Origin of the sequence: Polaromonas sp. (assembly GCF_030680935.1) — a bacterium.
GTDB lineage: Bacteria > Pseudomonadota > Gammaproteobacteria > Burkholderiales > Burkholderiaceae_C > Polaromonas.
Map to the genome: position 1 here is coordinate 1 of NZ_JAUXUP010000062.1, position 16709 is coordinate 16709.

Annotated in this window: 20 protein-coding genes; 15 read left to right on the forward strand and 5 right to left on the reverse strand. The window is 57.9% G+C overall.

The window, feature by feature from the left end; translation table 11 throughout:
- Together Q8L50_RS14965 and Q8L50_RS14970 are read left to right on the forward strand one after the other, a co-directional pair.
- A partial coding sequence (locus Q8L50_RS14965) for a porin (RefSeq protein WP_305349433.1) occupies positions 1 to 887 on the forward strand: 887 nt, incomplete at its 5' end.
- Positions 888 to 1140: 253 nt separating this feature from the next.
- Complete coding sequence (locus Q8L50_RS14970) at positions 1141 to 1470, forward strand: DUF4148 domain-containing protein (RefSeq protein ID WP_305349434.1); 330 nt, start codon at positions 1141 to 1143, stop codon at positions 1468 to 1470.
- Between the two features lie 10 nt (positions 1471 to 1480).
- On the opposite strand, the gene Q8L50_RS14975 is transcribed toward Q8L50_RS14970, so the two are convergent.
- Together Q8L50_RS14975 and Q8L50_RS14980 are read right to left on the reverse strand one after the other, a co-directional pair.
- The gene (locus tag Q8L50_RS14975; protein ID WP_305349435.1) at positions 1481 to 2839 is read right to left on the reverse strand and encodes a heavy metal sensor histidine kinase; all 1359 of its coding nucleotides are present in this window, start codon (positions 2837 to 2839) and stop codon (positions 1481 to 1483) included.
- Positions 2836 to 3534 (reverse strand): heavy metal response regulator transcription factor, encoded by a 699-nt coding sequence (locus Q8L50_RS14980; protein ID WP_305349436.1) that lies wholly within the window; start codon positions 3532 to 3534, stop codon positions 2836 to 2838. Before Q8L50_RS14980 ends, Q8L50_RS14975 begins: the two co-directional genes overlap by 4 nt.
- A gap of 261 nt (positions 3535 to 3795) precedes the next feature.
- Between Q8L50_RS14980 and Q8L50_RS14985 the strand changes: the two genes are divergently transcribed.
- The 6 genes from Q8L50_RS14985 (at position 3796) to Q8L50_RS15015 (ending at position 8341) form a co-directional block, all read left to right on the forward strand.
- Entirely contained in the window at positions 3796 to 4314 is a 519-nt protein-coding gene (locus Q8L50_RS14985; protein WP_305349437.1) for a cupredoxin family protein, read from the forward strand.
- A gap of 58 nt (positions 4315 to 4372) precedes the next feature.
- A complete protein-coding gene (locus Q8L50_RS18950) occupies positions 4373 to 5035 on the forward strand; it encodes a copper-binding protein (RefSeq protein WP_370869811.1) in 663 nt (220 codons plus the stop codon).
- Between the two features lie 435 nt (positions 5036 to 5470).
- Positions 5471 to 5713, forward strand: a complete 243-nt coding sequence (locus Q8L50_RS15000; protein WP_305349438.1) for a hypothetical protein — start codon at positions 5471 to 5473, stop codon at positions 5711 to 5713.
- Between the two features lie 117 nt (positions 5714 to 5830).
- A complete protein-coding gene (locus Q8L50_RS15005; RefSeq protein ID WP_305349439.1) occupies positions 5831 to 7441 on the forward strand; it encodes an AarF/ABC1/UbiB kinase family protein in 1611 nt (536 codons plus the stop codon).
- A gap of 128 nt (positions 7442 to 7569) precedes the next feature.
- Positions 7570 to 7860, forward strand: coding sequence for a heavy-metal-associated domain-containing protein (locus Q8L50_RS15010; RefSeq protein WP_305349440.1), 291 nt, complete (start codon positions 7570 to 7572; stop codon positions 7858 to 7860).
- 58 nt (positions 7861 to 7918) lie between these two features.
- Positions 7919 to 8341 carry a hypothetical protein gene (locus tag Q8L50_RS15015; protein WP_305349441.1) on the forward strand — a complete coding sequence of 141 codons (423 nt, stop codon included), beginning with the start codon at positions 7919 to 7921 and terminating at the stop codon, positions 8339 to 8341.
- 16 nt (positions 8342 to 8357) lie between these two features.
- Here Q8L50_RS15015 and Q8L50_RS15020 read toward each other — a convergent pair whose 3' ends face one another.
- From Q8L50_RS15020 to Q8L50_RS15025, 3 genes are all read right to left on the reverse strand, one after another.
- Positions 8358 to 9026, reverse strand: a complete 669-nt coding sequence (locus Q8L50_RS15020; RefSeq protein WP_305349442.1) for an L-2-amino-thiazoline-4-carboxylic acid hydrolase — start codon at positions 9024 to 9026, stop codon at positions 8358 to 8360.
- 392 nt (positions 9027 to 9418) lie between these two features.
- Positions 9419 to 9697: a DUF2933 domain-containing protein gene (locus tag Q8L50_RS18955; RefSeq protein WP_370869813.1), complete on the reverse strand. Its 279-nt coding sequence runs from the start codon at positions 9695 to 9697 to the stop codon at positions 9419 to 9421.
- Between the two features lie 323 nt (positions 9698 to 10020).
- The gene (locus Q8L50_RS15025; protein ID WP_370869812.1) at positions 10021 to 11439 is read right to left on the reverse strand and encodes an MgtC/SapB family protein; all 1419 of its coding nucleotides are present in this window, start codon (positions 11437 to 11439) and stop codon (positions 10021 to 10023) included.
- 676 nt (positions 11440 to 12115) lie between these two features.
- Here Q8L50_RS15025 and Q8L50_RS15030 point away from each other — a divergent pair.
- Genes Q8L50_RS15030 through Q8L50_RS15060 form a run of 7 tightly spaced genes read left to right on the forward strand, consistent with a single transcriptional unit; the run spans position 12116 to position 16461 of the window.
- Complete coding sequence (locus Q8L50_RS15030) at positions 12116 to 12538, forward strand: hypothetical protein (RefSeq protein ID WP_305349443.1); 423 nt, start codon at positions 12116 to 12118, stop codon at positions 12536 to 12538.
- A gap of 11 nt (positions 12539 to 12549) precedes the next feature.
- Positions 12550 to 12810 carry a DUF5676 family membrane protein gene (locus Q8L50_RS15035; protein ID WP_305349444.1) on the forward strand — a complete coding sequence of 87 codons (261 nt, stop codon included), beginning with the start codon at positions 12550 to 12552 and terminating at the stop codon, positions 12808 to 12810.
- A 51-nt stretch (positions 12811 to 12861) separates the two neighbouring features.
- Positions 12862 to 14517, forward strand: a complete 1656-nt coding sequence (locus Q8L50_RS15040) for a multicopper oxidase family protein (protein ID WP_305349445.1) — start codon at positions 12862 to 12864, stop codon at positions 14515 to 14517.
- Positions 14518 to 14569: 52 nt separating this feature from the next.
- Positions 14570 to 14872 (forward strand): DUF2933 domain-containing protein, encoded by a 303-nt coding sequence (locus Q8L50_RS15045; RefSeq protein ID WP_305349446.1) that lies wholly within the window; start codon positions 14570 to 14572, stop codon positions 14870 to 14872.
- Entirely contained in the window at positions 14869 to 15519 is a 651-nt protein-coding gene (locus Q8L50_RS15050; RefSeq protein ID WP_305349447.1) for an isoprenylcysteine carboxylmethyltransferase family protein, read from the forward strand. The genes Q8L50_RS15045 and Q8L50_RS15050 overlap by 4 nt, the downstream gene beginning before the upstream one ends.
- Positions 15520 to 15533: 14 nt before the next feature.
- Positions 15534 to 16166 (forward strand): SRPBCC family protein, encoded by a 633-nt coding sequence (locus tag Q8L50_RS15055; protein ID WP_305349448.1) that lies wholly within the window; start codon positions 15534 to 15536, stop codon positions 16164 to 16166.
- A 49-nt stretch (positions 16167 to 16215) separates the two neighbouring features.
- On the forward strand, positions 16216 to 16461 hold the full coding sequence (locus Q8L50_RS15060; RefSeq protein ID WP_305349449.1) for a hypothetical protein: 246 nt from the start codon (positions 16216 to 16218) through the stop codon (positions 16459 to 16461).
- The last annotated feature ends 248 nt before the right edge of the window (positions 16462 to 16709 follow it).

Consider the following 16709-nt stretch of genomic DNA (forward strand, 5'->3'; position numbering starts at 1 on the left):
GTAGTCGTTTTGGTTTCCGTGGTGTGGAAGACCTGGGCGGCGGCCAGAAGGCAGGTTTCTGGCTTGAGTCGGATATCAATCCCGACACCTGCACCACAAACAACGGGAATGGCAAACTCTTCGCCCGCCGTTCAACAGTGAGCTTGATGGGCAACTTGGGTGAAATTCGACTTGGTCGCGACCTCACCCCGTCCGGTGCGTTCACCTATGTCTTTGACCCGTTCGGCGTCATTGGCGTCGGCGGCTCTGCGAACATCGCACGTTATAGCGGTCAAGCCACATTTTTCCGCGCCGACAATGCAATCAGCTACTTTTTGCCCAACTTGGGTGGCGTTTACGGCCAAGCGATGGTCGGGCTCGATGAAGGTGTAAATCCTTCTGCACCGGGGACTGGAGCGGATCGGTTTGCTCGCTCGTACACTGGTGGACGCCTTGGGTACGCGAACGGTCCTATCGATGTCGCCGTCTCCTACGGCTCTACAAAGGTAGACCTCACTGGTGGAAAGTTCACATCAACGGGTATCGGCGGTTCATATAACTTTGGCGTAGCCAAGCTGATGAGCCACTACTACAGCGACCGACTGTTGACTCTGAAGGAAAATCGTTTCCTGCTCGGTGTATCCGTTCCGCTCGGCGCACATGAGATCCGTGCGTCCTACGTTCGCTCGGACGCGACTGGCGGTACCGCTGCGTACAACGCAAGCGATGCAAACCAGCTGGCTCTGGGCTACGTGCATAACCTGTCCAAACGCACGGCGATGTACGGCACCGTCTCTCGCATCTCGAACAAGGGTGGAGCAACCTTTGCTATCGCGGGCGGCAATCCAGGAATTACCGCAGGTGGTAAGTCCTCCGGCTACGAGTTGGGCATGCGACACAGCTTTTGATTGTGGGTAACGGGGTGGTGTCCATCGCGAGGTCCCGGTTGCGTAGGGACCCACCCCACAGCTAAACCTGAAATGCCCCGCCTGTGCGGGGCATTTTTTTGCCCTCAGTCCGAAATAACAAACATGTAATTGGGAGACCAGAGTTGTGTAGGAGTGCTGTTTCTAGAATTGACCACATGCCGGCGAATATGCCGACACGCCGACGCAAAGGATGGTCCCCCGCGCGGTGTCTGTGCCTCGAAAGGAAATCATCATGTCTACTAAAAAACTTGCGCTTATCGCCGCCTTTGCGGTCTTGTCTGGCGCACCATTGGCCGTATCAGCAGAAATCATGCACCCCGCAGACACGGAGATGGGTTATGTGTCCCATCCTGATCATGCCAAGCCAGGGAAGTCCCGCGCAGAGGTGCGGACAGAGCTCGAAGCCGCCATGAAATCTCCCCGATGGGATTTTTGGGCACGCTTGGGGGCGCCAATGCCGGCGACCTCGACTGGACCAGGCAAGTCTCGCGACCAGGTGCGCAATGAAGCTGTAGCGGCCAATCGTGCCGGCCTGATTCCGCGCGGCGAACTTTCCTACTGAACCTTCCAGATTACTGCGGGATACGAATGCCCACGCATGTCATTCCGTCAGCGCTTTCACAGAAAGCGCGACCTCCGTGCATCTTGGCGATAGCGCTGACAATAGCTAAACCCAGGCCATGACTATCGCCGGAGCGAACGCGCGCCGGGTCTGCCTGGTAGAAACGGTCAAACATCCTTTCCTGCATCTCGACCGGGATGGATGTACCTGGGTTGGCAACCGCTATCTCAGCAATGCCGCCTTGCTCGGTCAATGACAGCTTGATGGATCCACCCGATGCTGTGAACTTGATGGCATTGGACAGCAGGTTCGAAATGGCCCTGCGCATCAGAGCGGGCGAGCAGCGCGCGGCTGTTTCACCTTCAATGGCAACCTTCAGGCTGGAGTTCTCAAGGAGCGCGTCATAAAACTCGCACACCTTCTGAACCTCCGGTCGCAGGTTGGCATCGACCAGGTCCTGAACAACAGTGCCGTGATCGGCGTGTGCCAGGAACATCATATCGTTCACTAGCGATTTAAGGCCTTCCAGCTCCTCCAGATTGGATTCAAGAGTTGCTCGAAGATGCGTCAGCGGCCGATCTGCCGACAGCGCCAACTGGGTTCCGCTGATTAGAGTGGCCAAGGGCGTGCGCAACTCATGCGCCACATCTGCGTTAAATGATCTCACTTGCTGGTAGGCCGACTCCAGCCGATCAAGGACGCCGTTGAATGCTTGAGCTAATTCTTCCAGCTCTCGAGCGATTCCTCTGATATCCAAGCGCAGTGCGAGAGAGTTTGGTGCGATCGTCGCGGCCTGCCTGGACAGGCGGCCTATAGGTCGCAAGCCGTGCCGGGTTACCTGCAAGCTCAGCGTAAAAGTAAGCAGCATGGCAAGTGAGCCGGCCGTCAACATCAGATAGAGCAGCGCACGCAGCAATCTGGCGCGCGGGGCCATGTCCAGTGCGATAACAGCCATACGAAGCTGAAGGGAACCCGTATTCTCCAGGGATTTACGCGTGAAGGCCACTTTCTTGCCTGAAACCGTCCGCACTTCAAAGTCGCCTTCGCGCAGTTGACCTACCGGCAAGCCGAGACCTCCGTGAACGACCTCATCCTTCTCGTTCAGAAGCCAAACAGTCAGTTCACCGTGCCCTGTCATCACATCGTCGATGTGATGACGCAAGGTTTCAAGGTTGCCATCCTGCACCGCTTCGTCAACAAAATGCTGCACGATGCCTAATTTTCCGATCAGCTCTTCCCGAGCAGTTTGCTCCAGCGTGTACGCCACTCCCCAATAAATGACAACCCCAGCTGAAAGAAACGTAACAGCCGTGACGGCTACAAGCCACAGCGTCAGCGTGGCCGTGATAGAGAAAAACAGCGATTTCATGGAAGTCTGGAGATCAGGTCCCGCGCCTCAAGAACATAACCCATGCCGCGAACCGTATGCAATAGCTTGACAGTAAAGGGGTCGTCGAGCTTGGCGCGAAGGCGCCGCACAGCGACTTCCACTACGTTGGTGTCGCTGTCGAAGTTCATATCCCAGACCTGCTCCGCCAAGGTGGTCCGGGAAAGGATCTGGCCCTGTCGACGGAGCAAGAGCGTCAACAGATTGAACTCCTTGGCGGTCAGATTAAGCCGCTCGCCGGCGCGCATTGCCTTGCGTTTAACCAGATCAAGCTGTAGATCAGCCACTGCTAAAACTGTGGCCTCTACCGACGTATTTCCGGCGCGGCGACGCAGCAGCGCCAGGATGCGGGCGAGCAACTCGGAAAATGCAAACGGTTTGACCAGGTAGTCATCGGCACCATCACGCAAGCCTCGCACTCTATCTTCCACTTGATCTCGAGCGGTGAGAATTAGCACAGGTACTGGCTTACTTTTTCGGATAGCCTCGAGCACATCAAATCCATCGATGCCAGGAAGCATCACGTCCAGAAGAATAAGGTCATATTCGCCGCTGAGTGCGAGATGCCTCCCATCGATGCCATTGTGCACGACGTCCACCACGTAACCGTTTTCACTGAGACCCTGGCGCAGGTATCCGGCCAGCTTGAGTTCGTCTTCGACCAGCAAGATGCGCATCAATGTTCCTTCTTTTGCTACTCAACAATTGTGCTCCTCGGGAGATTACAGATTTGTAATCTTCAGAAATTCCTATACTTCTCTGGGCCGATCGCGCTGAGAGATTACATATTTGTAATCTGCGGGTCAGGGTGATGTATCGCCTGCGTCGGTACATTAAAACCGTGACGCAGCATGCATCACTAGGACCCCGAGTATTCATTCATTCGGGCCTCGATGTTCCAGGAGCTGATTCAGCTCCCCCCTCTTTCAGGAATCGCTATGACCTATCGCCTTCGCACCATCACTTTGGCCCTCTTCCTCGGCGCTGCCTCGGCAGCAAGTTTCGCCTCGGGCACCCATGCAGACGGTCATGAAGGAAGTGCTATCGGCAAACCCGGACAGGCAGCCAATGTGAGCCGGGCCATCAAAATTGACATGACGGACAACATGCGTTTCACGTCGGCAGACATTGCTGTGAAGCAAGGGGAGACCATTCGCTTCGTCGTTCAGAACTCCGGGAAGGTCAAGCACGAGATGGTGCTGGGTACTGCCAAGGAGCTCAAGGAGCACTACGAGGTAATGAAGAAAAATCCGGAGATGGAACATGCCGATGAAAACATGATCTCGGTGGCTCCAGGCAAAACTGGCGAAATCATTTGGCAGTTTACGAAATCAGGAAAAATCGATTTCGCTTGTCTGCAGCCCGGTCACTACGACGCGGGTATGAAAGGCGCAGTCAATGTAACGGTCGACGGGACGATTTCCAAAAAATTACCTCGTGCTGAACACAAGCACTGATTTGACGCAGTTGGGCAAATCTCACCGAACATTTTTGTAACCTCTCCAGGAATAACTCATGAAAACTTTCAACACACTGCTGATCCTCGTCACCATGCTGACTGGGATCGCTCAGGCTGCATCCCATACGGTTGCACCTACAGGCGCTCCATCTGCAAAAACGACCGCGGTGCCGGCGAATTCACCCGATATGGCCGCCGGCGAAATCAGAAAGATTGACCTACCGAACAGTAAAGTCACGATAAAGCATGGGGAGATCAGGAACCTCGACATGCCAGGAATGACGATGGTGTTTCAAGTCAAGGACGTTGCAATGCTGAACAACATCAAGGTTGGCGACAGTGTGCGCTTCAGTGCAGAGAAAGCGGGCGGCGCGATTGTGGTAACAATGATCCAGCTGGCTTCCTCACCCGACAGTGGAAAAATCGGACTTGCAACTACACAACCTACAGGGGTGATGGCCCCTGTTTCACCAGCAAACAAGGCAGCTATAAATGCTGAAATGACTAGCGGTGAAGTTCGCAAGGTTGATCTTGCCAATAGCAAGATCACTATCAAGCACGAAGAGATAAAAAACCTGGATATGCCTGGCATGACCATGGTGTTTCAGGTCAAGGATGCTGAACTGCTGGCCAAAGTCAAAACGGGCGACAAAATCCGCTTTAAGGCAGAAAAGTCTGGTGGGGCCATGATGGTGACCGATATTCAAGCAGCTAAGTAGTCGATTGGTTGGAACTGCTGAGGAGTACTTCTTGGCAGTTCCAGCGAGCGCTTTACATAGGAGGTAGTGGATTGTCGAATGCCACAGGGATTTCGCAATTCGCCTAACGAGGCTGTAAATAGACGCGATTTTCACGCGCCGCATTGTGGCACTGCGTCCTGCGCGTAACGGGAGTCCACAGGCTGGCGGCACGGCTTGGCCGCAAGCTCTGCGAGGTTCTGGTGGATTTTAAGTGGTTCGAGGCGGGGCTGGAGGACGGCTCGCTGGGCATATATCCGCCAAGATTTACCCGACTCCCGACCTTTCAACGTCGATATCGCGTTCAGTGCCGAAGCGCGCAGATGCTGCATTCAAAAAGATGCACTCTGCACGTTACCTGTTCGCGGAATAGAACGAGCAGCTTATTTACGCACCCATCACAGAAAGAAATTCATCATGGACACTGAAATTCTGAAAGTTACCGGTATGAAGCGCGATGGTTTGTTCCGCCTGGCACAGTCGCGCATCACGATGGAACAGTTCCTGCCTGCTCACGGCGTGCCGGGCGAGCCGGGCATGCAGGCCGTGACCTCGATTGCCAGCGTGCCGCTCGACGACCGATCGTGGCAGCTCTTTGCCGAGGGCGAAGTCGTGGTCGTGGCGGCTGGGATCGTGACGCATGGGAGCGCCGCGTGTTGAAGAGAAGATGCCTTCAATTCGGCGGCGCTCGAGAACTTCAAGCTCAAGCTGGTCATCCCGGATGCCTGCGGGCCGTCGCTGATCAACTCCGCGATTCGCCAGCATCGAGATTGAGCCATGGCTGAAACGACCAAACGAAACAACCACAATGCGGTGCGGGCGTTGCCGCGACTATTCCAAATTTTGGGTGTGCTAGCCCGCCACAAGGTCCTGGGGGCGTTGTTCGGCAGGCGGCATTGGCCGACGCCAACGCAGGTGAGGGAAGCTTTTGAAGAACTGGGGTTGGTCTTCCTCAAGTTTGGGCAGGTACTCGCGATGCGGCACGATTTGCTGCCGGCTGCCTACATCGACGAACTGGAACTGCTGCACGACAACTTGCCTCCGATGAGTTTTGACGTGGTGAAACCAACTGTCGAACAGACATTAGGCAACTCGTTGACGGCGTTGTTTGCGTCGTTTGACCAGACGCCATTGGCTGCAGCCACCATTGGCCAGGTGCATGACGCGACTACGCAGGACGGACGTCGGGTGGCGGTGAAGGTGCAACGGTCCGGCCTTGCGCCCATTATCTCCACCGACATCGCGGCACTTCACACCCTGGTCACCGTAGGTGAAAAGCTCTTGCCACGCCTGCGCGCGCTCGATCTGCATCGCGTGGTTAGCGAGTTCAGCAGCAGTTTGAAGCGGGAGATCGACTTCAACCGGGAAGCGCGTTCCATCATGCTTTTCCGCACTGCGCTGACAGATTTCCATGGCCTCTGGATTCCGGATGTGATTACAGCGTTGTCAAGTGACGTTGTGCTTACGATGGATTTTTCAACCGGTGAGCGAATCGATAAATACGCAAAGCGGCACCCCGAAGCAATGCCGCAGTTGATGGACACCTTAGTCAGGGTGATGTTGCAGTCGATCTTCGAGGAAGGCGTATTTCACGCCGACCCCCATCCTGGGAATGTCTTTGTTCTGCCCGATGGTCGGCTCTCAATGCTCGATTTCGGCAATACGGGAGAGTTCGACGAGCCGATGCGCGAGTCTCTGGTGCTGCTGCTTGACGCGGTCGTTAAAGGCAATGCACGAGCCGCCACAGAGGCGTATCTCGAAATGGCATCGTCTGGAGAAGACATCAACCGCGAGGGTTTGCTAGCTGACATGAAAGCCGCGCTCTACGAGATCCGCCAGACCAACATAGCGCGTGTTTCCATTGGCAAAGCCTTGGATTCGCTGCTTAATGCCGGAAGCCGCAATGGCGTGGACAACCCGGCTGAGTTTGTTTTGCTGACCCGGGCTTTTGTTATTCTGGAGTCGATGATTGGGCGTCTCGACCCGCAGCACGACTACATGGCTTCGTTTCGCGGCCAGATTGCCCGCCTGAGAGAACAACACTTCGCCGCGCAAAGAATCACGGACAAGTCAACCCAGCTTGCACGCGACGTGGAGCGCCTCGTCATTGATGCGCCGGGCGACACGCGGCGGGTGCTGCGGCGCTTTGCTGAAGGCGACCTGGGCCGGCTGCCGGGGTTGGAAGCTCTGGGCGCGCGTGCCAGCCGCAATATCGAGCGGCTCGCCAGGGTCATTGCCTACGCGGCCCTCGTCATCAGTGGCTCGCTGTTGTTGCTGAGGCCGATGCGCGACTGGCATCACCTGCTTGGCGAAGCGATGGTCATCAGCGGGATTGTCGGCATTGTGGTCGCGGGTATTGGAGCGGTGCGGCGCGACCATGGTCGCTGACTTTGCCGCTAGGGAGCACCTGCTACCTGTAAGCCTGTCTGCCGCGACGGCCAATTGACTTACCGCAAGTCAGACTCACGCTGGCTGTCGTAGTCTGAACCCATTCTAAAAAGCTTGGAGCAAACACCATGGAAGCAGTTGAACTGAAAGTGGATGGTATGACATGCGGGTCGTGTGTCAACGCGGTCAGTCGCGCTTTGAGTGCTGTCCCGGGTGTGGAGACGGTTGATGTCGGGCTGGAAACCGGCATAGCCACAGTTCGTGGTGGGCAAGTAACCGAGCAGGTGAAAGCGTTGCTGGGTGCACTGGCAACCGCCGGCTATTCCGCGCGCGCAGCTGGCGCGCCCCATGCACCGCCGATAGACAACGGCTGTGCGCGCGTACGTCCCGCAGCCAGCGGCTGCTGTTGTGGCCATTGAGAGTTCTCCAGCGGAGATCGTGCTCATTCTTACTTTTCTATTCTCATAGTGAAACGCCATGAAATCTATTCGCCTCAATCTACTCCTCGCATCCGCTGCTGTCGTCATGACAGCAGGCTGGTATCTGCCAGCAGCTGCGCAAGTCAGCGCTGCCCCCACACAGACCACGATTGAGCGTGGCGTGACTGTCAAGGTGACGCCCAAGACGTTCTCTGGTGCAATATGGGAGTTCGCCGTGGTACTGGACACTCATGCAGAGGATCTCAAGGACGACCTTCAGAAAACCGCAGTGCTTGTCGTGGACGGCCGCGAGGTCCAGCCGGTCGCCTGGCAGGGCCCTGGCGCGGGAGGTCACCACCGCGAAGGGACGCTGACATTTGCGGCTCCGGTGCGCATGCCGGATGCCGTCGAACTTCGCATCCAGCGCGCCGGCGAGGCAACTCCGCGAGTTTTCCGCTGGGACAGCGCAGCGCTGAAATAGTCCGAGTTCGTCGACTTCAGGTCGACACCCGTTCGTAGATAAACGTGCAGCGTGGCGCGCCTCTCGCAATCGTGTTGACTGGAGAGTCGCCGCGGTGAAAGCGCATGATCGGCGAATATTCGTTGAAAACCGTTTCGTCTGAACGGCAGAATGCCAGGGTGATCGCCGGATTGCCCATGTCCCTGAAACATTCGTGGAACCGACACCGGACGATGTCGAGCGTGACCCGGGAGTCCGAGCGTTGGATGCCGTCGTTCTCGTTGGTACTGATGAAACCTTCCCGCATCTGCATTTCGTGCGCATCGTGGAAGAAATTCCACGTTCGTGCCTTTCCCCCATGCGGGAAGTACGCTTTCCGCTGGACGGCACATCCCAAGTCGTGCAGAAAGGACTGGGTGGTGGAGAGTGCCCGCTCGGCCCCCTGAGCCTTCACCAGTTCGTTATACAGGACGCCAACCAGCAGGAAAGTGTCTTTCACCCGCCGCAGTTGCGCGTCGTCGCATGGCTTCGAGAATTGCTTCTTGTAAGTTCCCGCGAGAGCGAAGAGTTTCGGAATGAGGACAAAGCGTCGCCAGCCGAGTATCGGCTGCAAGTGCCGGTTCAACAGCTTGGGTACCGTGAACAGGAGGGTACCCAATCGACGCCGGGCGTCAAGGGTGGGATCCAGGTGAGAGTCTTTTTTCATTTTTCGGCGCTTGACGAGCTTTGTTCCGCGTCCCGCGTTTTGGTCGTAGTCGATCGCCGCTGCATGATATCGCCCTACCTTTGTGGTTCCAAGTGTCGCTGCGCACAGTCCGTCCGAAGGCGTATCGAACTCAGGCCTTCAATGATCGGACCAGCAGCCAGATTCCCACTCCGGCGAGGCAAGCCCAACAAATCCAGAAGAGTGCAGTCTCCCACCACAATGGTTGCCGCTGCGCTTGCTCCAGCCGGTGCTTCAGCGTCATCCCCACGCCGTGCACCACAATTCCTACAACGAGCAGCGGAACGGCAAGCCCGCGGAAAACGTCGGGTGCAAGCAGCGCCAAGCCAGCGCCAAGGACGATTGCACCCAGTCCGGATGCAAGCTCAGCGCTTTTAGCGGCTACGGAAGTCAATGCTGCTCCCCTTTGTCAGCTTGCTGTTGATGCCTCCCGTGACCGTGCCCCCTTGCATGAACATGTGTAAAAGGGGGCAGGCGGCCAAGAAGGCGTAAGGCAGCAGCGCCAGGACATGGTCCTTGTGGGTCATGCAAAGATAGACGCTTGTGGCAACGGCCAGCAGGGTGGCGACGATACCGAAGGGGTCTTCCAGAAAGATGGGGTGTCGCTGTACTGGTCCATGACGGGCTCCATTGCTACCTTTAACATGGCCTATAAGGGTGGGCGCCGGCTTGACCTATATCAACTGGAGCGGTCTTGCCTTTCGCGGCAGCAGCCTCCAGCCTGTTTTTGCACACGCGCGGACTGTCCTGGACGACCTCAGTGGAGTACCCACCGCGACATCTGACGGTTTGGCAGGGGCAGGGTAGAGGAAGACTTGTTTGAGTTTGCCATGACGGCCCCTCCGCCCAGTGCCGATAGGTTCAAGTCGGAGCTTCTGGGCGAAGCATCACCCTGCGTCTTCGCAGGAAGTTTGATAAATTTGGCACCTGACAGCGTGTAGCGATGTGGGTGACTTGGAACGCGCTAACGGAGTTATTAGACAAGCATCATGATGGTTGCAGCCCCCGTACCGACAGCGATTGAAACAGCGTAGCCGATTGCGACCCGGCGGCCCAGGAGGCGGCCACCGATCACCGCCGCTATCAACGCCTTCATTACCATGTTGGCCGCTACTGCGATGCCTACAGCCGTCACGGTGGGGGTCACCGCCAAGCCGCCTGCAGCCTGCATTTGAAGCACGGTGACCATGATTGCATCCACGTCTGCCAGCCCGGAGAGTGTCGCCACCACATACAGGCCCGGGTTGCCCAGCCATTCTCTGCCGGCCTGAGTCAGTACTATCATCACGGCGAGAAACGCGCCGAAACCAAGCGCCGTACTCAGATCGAACGGCGCGACAGGGTCGCCCTCGGGTGCGATGTCGACCGATGAGTGTCGCTTCCACTGGAATGCGCCCAGGCCGAGTAGCGCGACACCTGCAGCGACCATTGGAACTCCTAGAGGCCTGCCCAGTCCAGGCTGAAGCGATACGACGATCACCGTCATGCGCAGGAACATCATTCCGCAGGCGGCCAAAATACCAGCTGCCGCGGCATTGGCCAACCCCGTTTCAGCTTGAGCACGTCTGGCGAGCGTCAATGAGGCGGCGGTTGAAGAGGCGAGCCCTCCCAGTAGACCGGTCCAGAAAATGCCCCGCTGGGGCCCCGTGAAGCGTATTGCGATATGGCCGCACAGAGACAGGCCGGCGATAAGGACGACCGCCCACCAAAGACGATAAGGATTCAACGCCTTGTAGGGGCCGTAGCCTTCATCCGGCAGCAAGGGCAGTATTACCAGCGACAGAACTAGCAACTGCAGCGCAGCGCTGAGTTCGCGGTGCTCCACCAGCCGCAGCCAGCGATGCAAGGTGGGTTTGAGGTCCAGCAACATTGCGACGACGACAGATGCGCCGATAGCGATAGCCGCATGGCCGATGCCCGCCAGTGCGCCCAGGGCGAACGTCAGCAGTGCAGCAACAGCGGTAGTTGCACTCAGGCTGCCATGGGCACGCACACTTTCCCGATAAGACACTGTGGCGAGGAAGGACAAGCCGGCGAGCCCTGCGGCTAGTGGCCAAGGTCCCAGTGTCTGGCTTAGGACGCCGAGCACGCCGCCCAACAAACCGAATAATGCAAACGTCCGCAATCCCGCGACCCGGCTCCCATCAGCGCCCTCGCGTTCATGCCAACCGCGTTCGAGGCCAATCAAAATGCCGACGGCAAGTGCTGCGGCAAGAGAAAACACCGTGGACATGATGGAGGCAGATAAGAGGTTCAGGAAAAGATCTCCAATTCTTAGATCAGAGCCCATATTATCGTCAAGGTGATCGAGCAAATGGCTCCTCTTCCTTGTCAATGCAGGCGGCAGACTGACCGGTTTTGTGATCTGACTTAAGTTCCACTTGATGTATGTCAATCAGCTATCGCGTTGGCGAGATAGCATTAAAAGCATAAATCTGTACCAGCATGAAGCTCTTTTCCAACATCCGCTCAAAACGCAGCATCGCATTCGTGGCGCTGCTGGTTTGGGTGTTTGCCTTGGCTTCAGGAGTCGCCAATGCTTGTCTTCTCGAGACTCGCGGAACTCATCTCGATGTAGCAGCGGCCGGATTGTCCGATGCAACGCATGCACCCGCCATATCACCTGGTCATGCTGGAGCCATTACAGACCACGGAGATGACTCCCATGCTTCCAAGGCACCGTGCCTCAAAGCGTGCGCCGATGGCGAGTATTCCGTGCCCACGCAGAAATTGCCGTCTATCCCGGTCGATCTTGCTCCGGCGACCTTGGTCGCGGTTCTCTGGACCGAAACTGTTCCTGTCGTTCTCCCGTTTAGTCGAATCGACGAAATGCGGCCCACGACATCTGAGCGACCCCTTCGGGTTCGCTACTCGCGACTAGCACTCTAGCCGTCTGCTGCCGCGTGTTCCAGAGCCTCGCGCTCTGTGATCTTCGCCGCTCACACATTTTCCCGCCTATTTCGGCTCTTGGTCCTCGCGGTATGGCGGGCAAGGTCGGACATCACACCGTTACCTGTGCGTGCGCGCATACACACCGTATTCCCCTTCCGTCAACTAACCAGGAGTCTGTCATGACCCATCTCCGTTCAATTTCCCTTGCCATCGCTTTTGCCGCCACTCTCACGTTAGCTGCCTGCAATACCGCTCCAGCGATGCCCATGGGCTCGGCAACTGCGGGCAGCATGGCCCCACCCGACCATATGGCCAAGATGGACGCGCAGATGAAGACCATGCAGGGCATGCACGAAAAGATGATGAGCGCCAAAACCCCGGAAGAGCGCAGCAAGCTGATGGCCGAGCACATGAAAACCATGCAGGATGGCATGGCCATGATGGGCAGCATGTCCGGCGCTGGTATGGGTGATATGAAAAGCATGCCGGGTATGGCTGGCGACATGAGCGCACGCCAGCAGATGATGGAAAAGCGCATGGAGATGATGCAGAGCATGATGAAAATGATGATGGATCGTCTGCCCGCCACACCGGCGAAATAAGGAGTGTGGTCATGACATCGTTTCGTACAGGTATTGCTCTGGCGGTCACCGTCGGGGTGTTCTATGCCCTGTGTGCGTTGTTCTGGGCTATCGCCCCAGGGCCCTTTTTGGGCTTCATGAATAACCTCTTCCATGGCATGAACTTCAACAGCATGGTTCAGCCCCGGCCATTCGGGTGGCAGGGCTTCTTGACGGCGCTGCTCGTACTGAGCACCTGGGCGCTATTGGCAGGGGCATTTTTTGCCTGGTTGCTCAATCGAATAACGCGTTGATTGCCGACTCTAGCGCTGGCGAGATAGTTGAAACTTGTAAAGGTAGGCTATATGTTGAAGAGAAGACAGTTGTTCCAGTTCGCTGGTGTGGCAGCCGTGGCCGCCGCCGGGGGCGCCGCCTGGATGTATTACGGATCGCCCCGTTCCGAGGCGCTGGCTGGGGGGCCGTTTCGCCACTATCCCTTCGATCCGGTAGCCGCAGATAATTTTCAGCAGAAGCTGTTCATTCCTGTCGGCAGCGGGCCGTTTGGGGTACTCGATGTCGCCGGTCCCCTGAAAATCCGTGCTACGGCGGCGAGCTTCCCGTTGCTGCCCGGTCGCGAATCCCCCTTCTTGCTGTACCAGACCGAGCAGGCGGGCAAGACCTACCAGAACCCTATTTTGCGCATTGAAAGCGGCGCACGCTTCACGGCCAGCCTGGACAACGCGCTCCAGGAGCCGACGATCATCCACTGGCACGGGCTGCACACACCCGCTGCCATGGACGGCCACCCGGCCAGCACCATCGGTCCGGGCGGGCGCTATGCGTATGACTTCAAGGTGAACAACCGCGGCGGCACCTACTGGTACCACACCCACGCGCACGAGTTGACCGCCGAGCAGGCCTACAACGGCTTGGCGAGTTTCTTCCTGGTGGACGACGACGACCAGCGCCGGCTGAGCAAGTCGCTTGACTTGCAACTCGGCGTCACCGACTTGCCCCTGGTCATCCAGGACAAGCAGTTCGACGCGCAGGGCAAGCTGTTGTACAAGCCTGGTGCCCATGAAGCCATGATGGGCTGGCTGGGCGACATCGTGCTCGCCAACCTGACACCCAATGCGGTACAGGCCGTCACACCGCGCACCTACCGCCTGCAGCTACTCAACGGGTCGAATGCGCGCATTTACCGGCTCGCCTTCGTCAAAGGAAACAAGGCGCTGGACTTCACCGTCATCGGCACCGACGGAGGCCTGATCGAACGTCCGGAAACCGTGAGCGAAGCTTTTCTCTCGCCGGGCGAGCGTCTTGACGTGCTGTTCGACGCGGGCCAGGCCCAGCCCGGTGAGGACATCTTCCTCAGGAGCCTGGCGTTTGATGCGATGGAAAACGAAGGGCCAACTGCCGGCTCGGGCGGCATGCCGGGTATGAGCGGCATGGGCATGGGCCGGATGATGGCCAGCATGTCCTCCTCAAGGTTGCCGCTGGGCCTGGAGTTCAACATCTTGAAACTGTCGGTCACTGCCGGCGAGCGTGTTGTCGCCCAACTGCCGGCCACGCTGTCCCAGGTCAAGCCGATTGCTACCTCCGGCGCCGCGCAGCGCAAGATCGAGCTGTCGATGGGACAGATGCGTTTCCTCATCAACGGACGCAGCTTCCGCATGGACGAGATCGCGTTCGACGTCAAACGCGGGGCGGTGGAAATCTGGAACATCAGCAATCACACGCTGGGCATGCCGCACCCGATGCACATCCATGGTTTTTCATTCCAGGTGCTCGAACGCATTGGCAGTCCGCCCCAGGTCGCGGCCTCGGCGCGCTTCGGCCAGGGCCGCACCGTTAGCGACCTCGGCTGGAAAGACACCGTGCTGGTCTGGCCCGGTGAAACGGTGCGGGTGGCGATCGACTTCGCCCACGATTACCCCGGCGACCAGACCTATGTGTTCCATTGCCACAACCTGGAACATGAAGACGCCGGGATGATGATCAACTTTCGTGTGAAGGGTTGATGACGCCGGTTCGCCGAGCTGGCGTCGCGCCCATTTTTTTCTGGAGATTTCCATGGACGACAAGCACAACTCTCAGCCCTGCCCCATGGGCAGCACGCCGTTCTGGCGCTCCCGCTACGGCCTGGGCCTGCTCGTATTCGGCGCCATTGCGGCGTATTTCCTGCTCACCGAGCACCGCGCTCACTTCTTCGGCGCGCTGCCGTTTTTGCTGATTCTTGCTTGCCCGTTGATGCACGTGTTCATGCATCGCGGGCATGGACGCGATGGCGGCGCTCATGCGGGCCACCACGGGAGCGACAAAAGTCCGAACACGTCGGCGGCTCCGCCGGCATCCGGGACCGGAGAACAAGCATGAGCCACGATGCCCCGGCCTACGGACTCTGGACGCTTGTCCTCCTCAATTCGGCGATTTTCCTGATGTTCGCCTTCAGCTTCTTCAAGCCCCAGACCGCCAGGGACTGGCGGACCTTTGGCGCATTTGCTGCGTTTATCGTTGCGCTCTTTGTCGAGATGTATGGCTTTCCGCTCACCATCTATGTGATGGCCGGCTGGCTGCAGACACGCTTCCCGGACACTGACCTGTTTTCCCACAACGCCGGTCACTTGTGGTCAACGCTGCTGGGCGAGCAGGGAGACGCCCACTTTGGACCCTTGCACATCGCGAGCTATGTTTTCCTGGGCTTCGGTTTTTACCTGTTGTCCAGCGCCTGGCGTGTTTTGTATCAGGCGCAACGCGCCGATACGCTGGCCACCACGGGGCTTTACGCGCGGATTCGCCATCCCCAGTATGTGGCCTTTGTGCTCATTCTGTTTGGCTTCCTGCTGCAGTGGCCGACGCTGCTGACCCTGGTCATGTTTCCCATCTTGATGGTGATGTACGCGCGGCTGGCCCTCACTGAAGAGGCTGAGATGCGTGCGCAGTTTGGCGATGTCTTTGAGCGCTATGCCCGGCGCACGCCAAGGTTCTTCCCCCGCAGGTGGCAAGGTCCAACCACAGACTGAGTGCTGCGTTCACCATGGACTACGTTTGGACTTTCACACGGCGGCATCCAGGCGGCGCGGCGCGCGCAGTGGCGGCGGCGGGCATGTCTCTGCTGGCACTGTGCCTGCTGTGGTTCAGCGCCGACGCTCAGGCCGAGCGCGATATCAGGATAGCGCGCGACGCGGACACGATCCACATTGATGCCATGCTGCGGGTTGACGTGCATCATCACATCGCCTGGCAGGTTCTGACCGACTATGACAATCTTGCGCGTTTCGTCCCGGGCCTGCTAACCAGTCGCATCGTGAGCGAGCCAGGTGCGTCGCTGTTGCTCCAGCAGACGGGACAGTCCGGATTTCTGTGGCTGACCTTGCCGATCGAAGTTGTCGTCCAAATCGTGGAAATTCCGCTTGAGGCCATACGTTTTTCCGCTGTCAGCGGTGCGCTGAAAAGCAAGTCTGGCGAGTGGCGCATCGAGGCGCGGGGCGACGCGACGCTCCTGATTTACCGGGCCAGTATTGTTCCGGGTTTCTGGATACCGCCCTTGATCGGGACGGCCATGATGGGGCAGGACGTCAGGAGCAAGCTTGTGGGTGTCGCCAATGAAATGACGCGGCGCGCGGCGGCTACGCAACCCGGGAAGCCCGGACCGGAGGTGTATCGGTGAGGCGGTGTTCAACGCATGCATGAGCGTGCACTTTTCGAAGGAGCGAGGTATGTACGGATTTGACCACGGTGTCTGGATGATGGGGGGGTGGTTGGTGATGCTGGCGGTGTGGCTGCTGCCGTTCGCCTTTTTGCTTATCGCCATCAAGGTTTTTTTCGAGAGGTCCAGGGCGGGCAACGACAAGAGCGCGCTTGAAATACTGGAAAAAGCCTATGCCAGCGGAAAAATTGAACGCGAGGAATTTCTTCGAAAACGCGATGACTTGCAGGCCGGAGCATCTGGAGACCTCCCTTGATTATCCGCGGCTAGCAGGCCACGCCGCTCAGAGCCATCGCCTTGACCTCCAACGGTAGGGTGATCGATCCATCTTCAAGGGATGTTTACACCCACCACCACCACCAGGAGAAATTCATGTTTTCAGGACAAAACACTATTCGCCCCAGCATCAGACTCACCGGTTGGTTTCTTGCATCCGCGCTCGGCCTTCTGGCTGCACCTCTGGCCGCGCTGGCGCAAGCCAGCGCGAATGCGATGGCCACACAG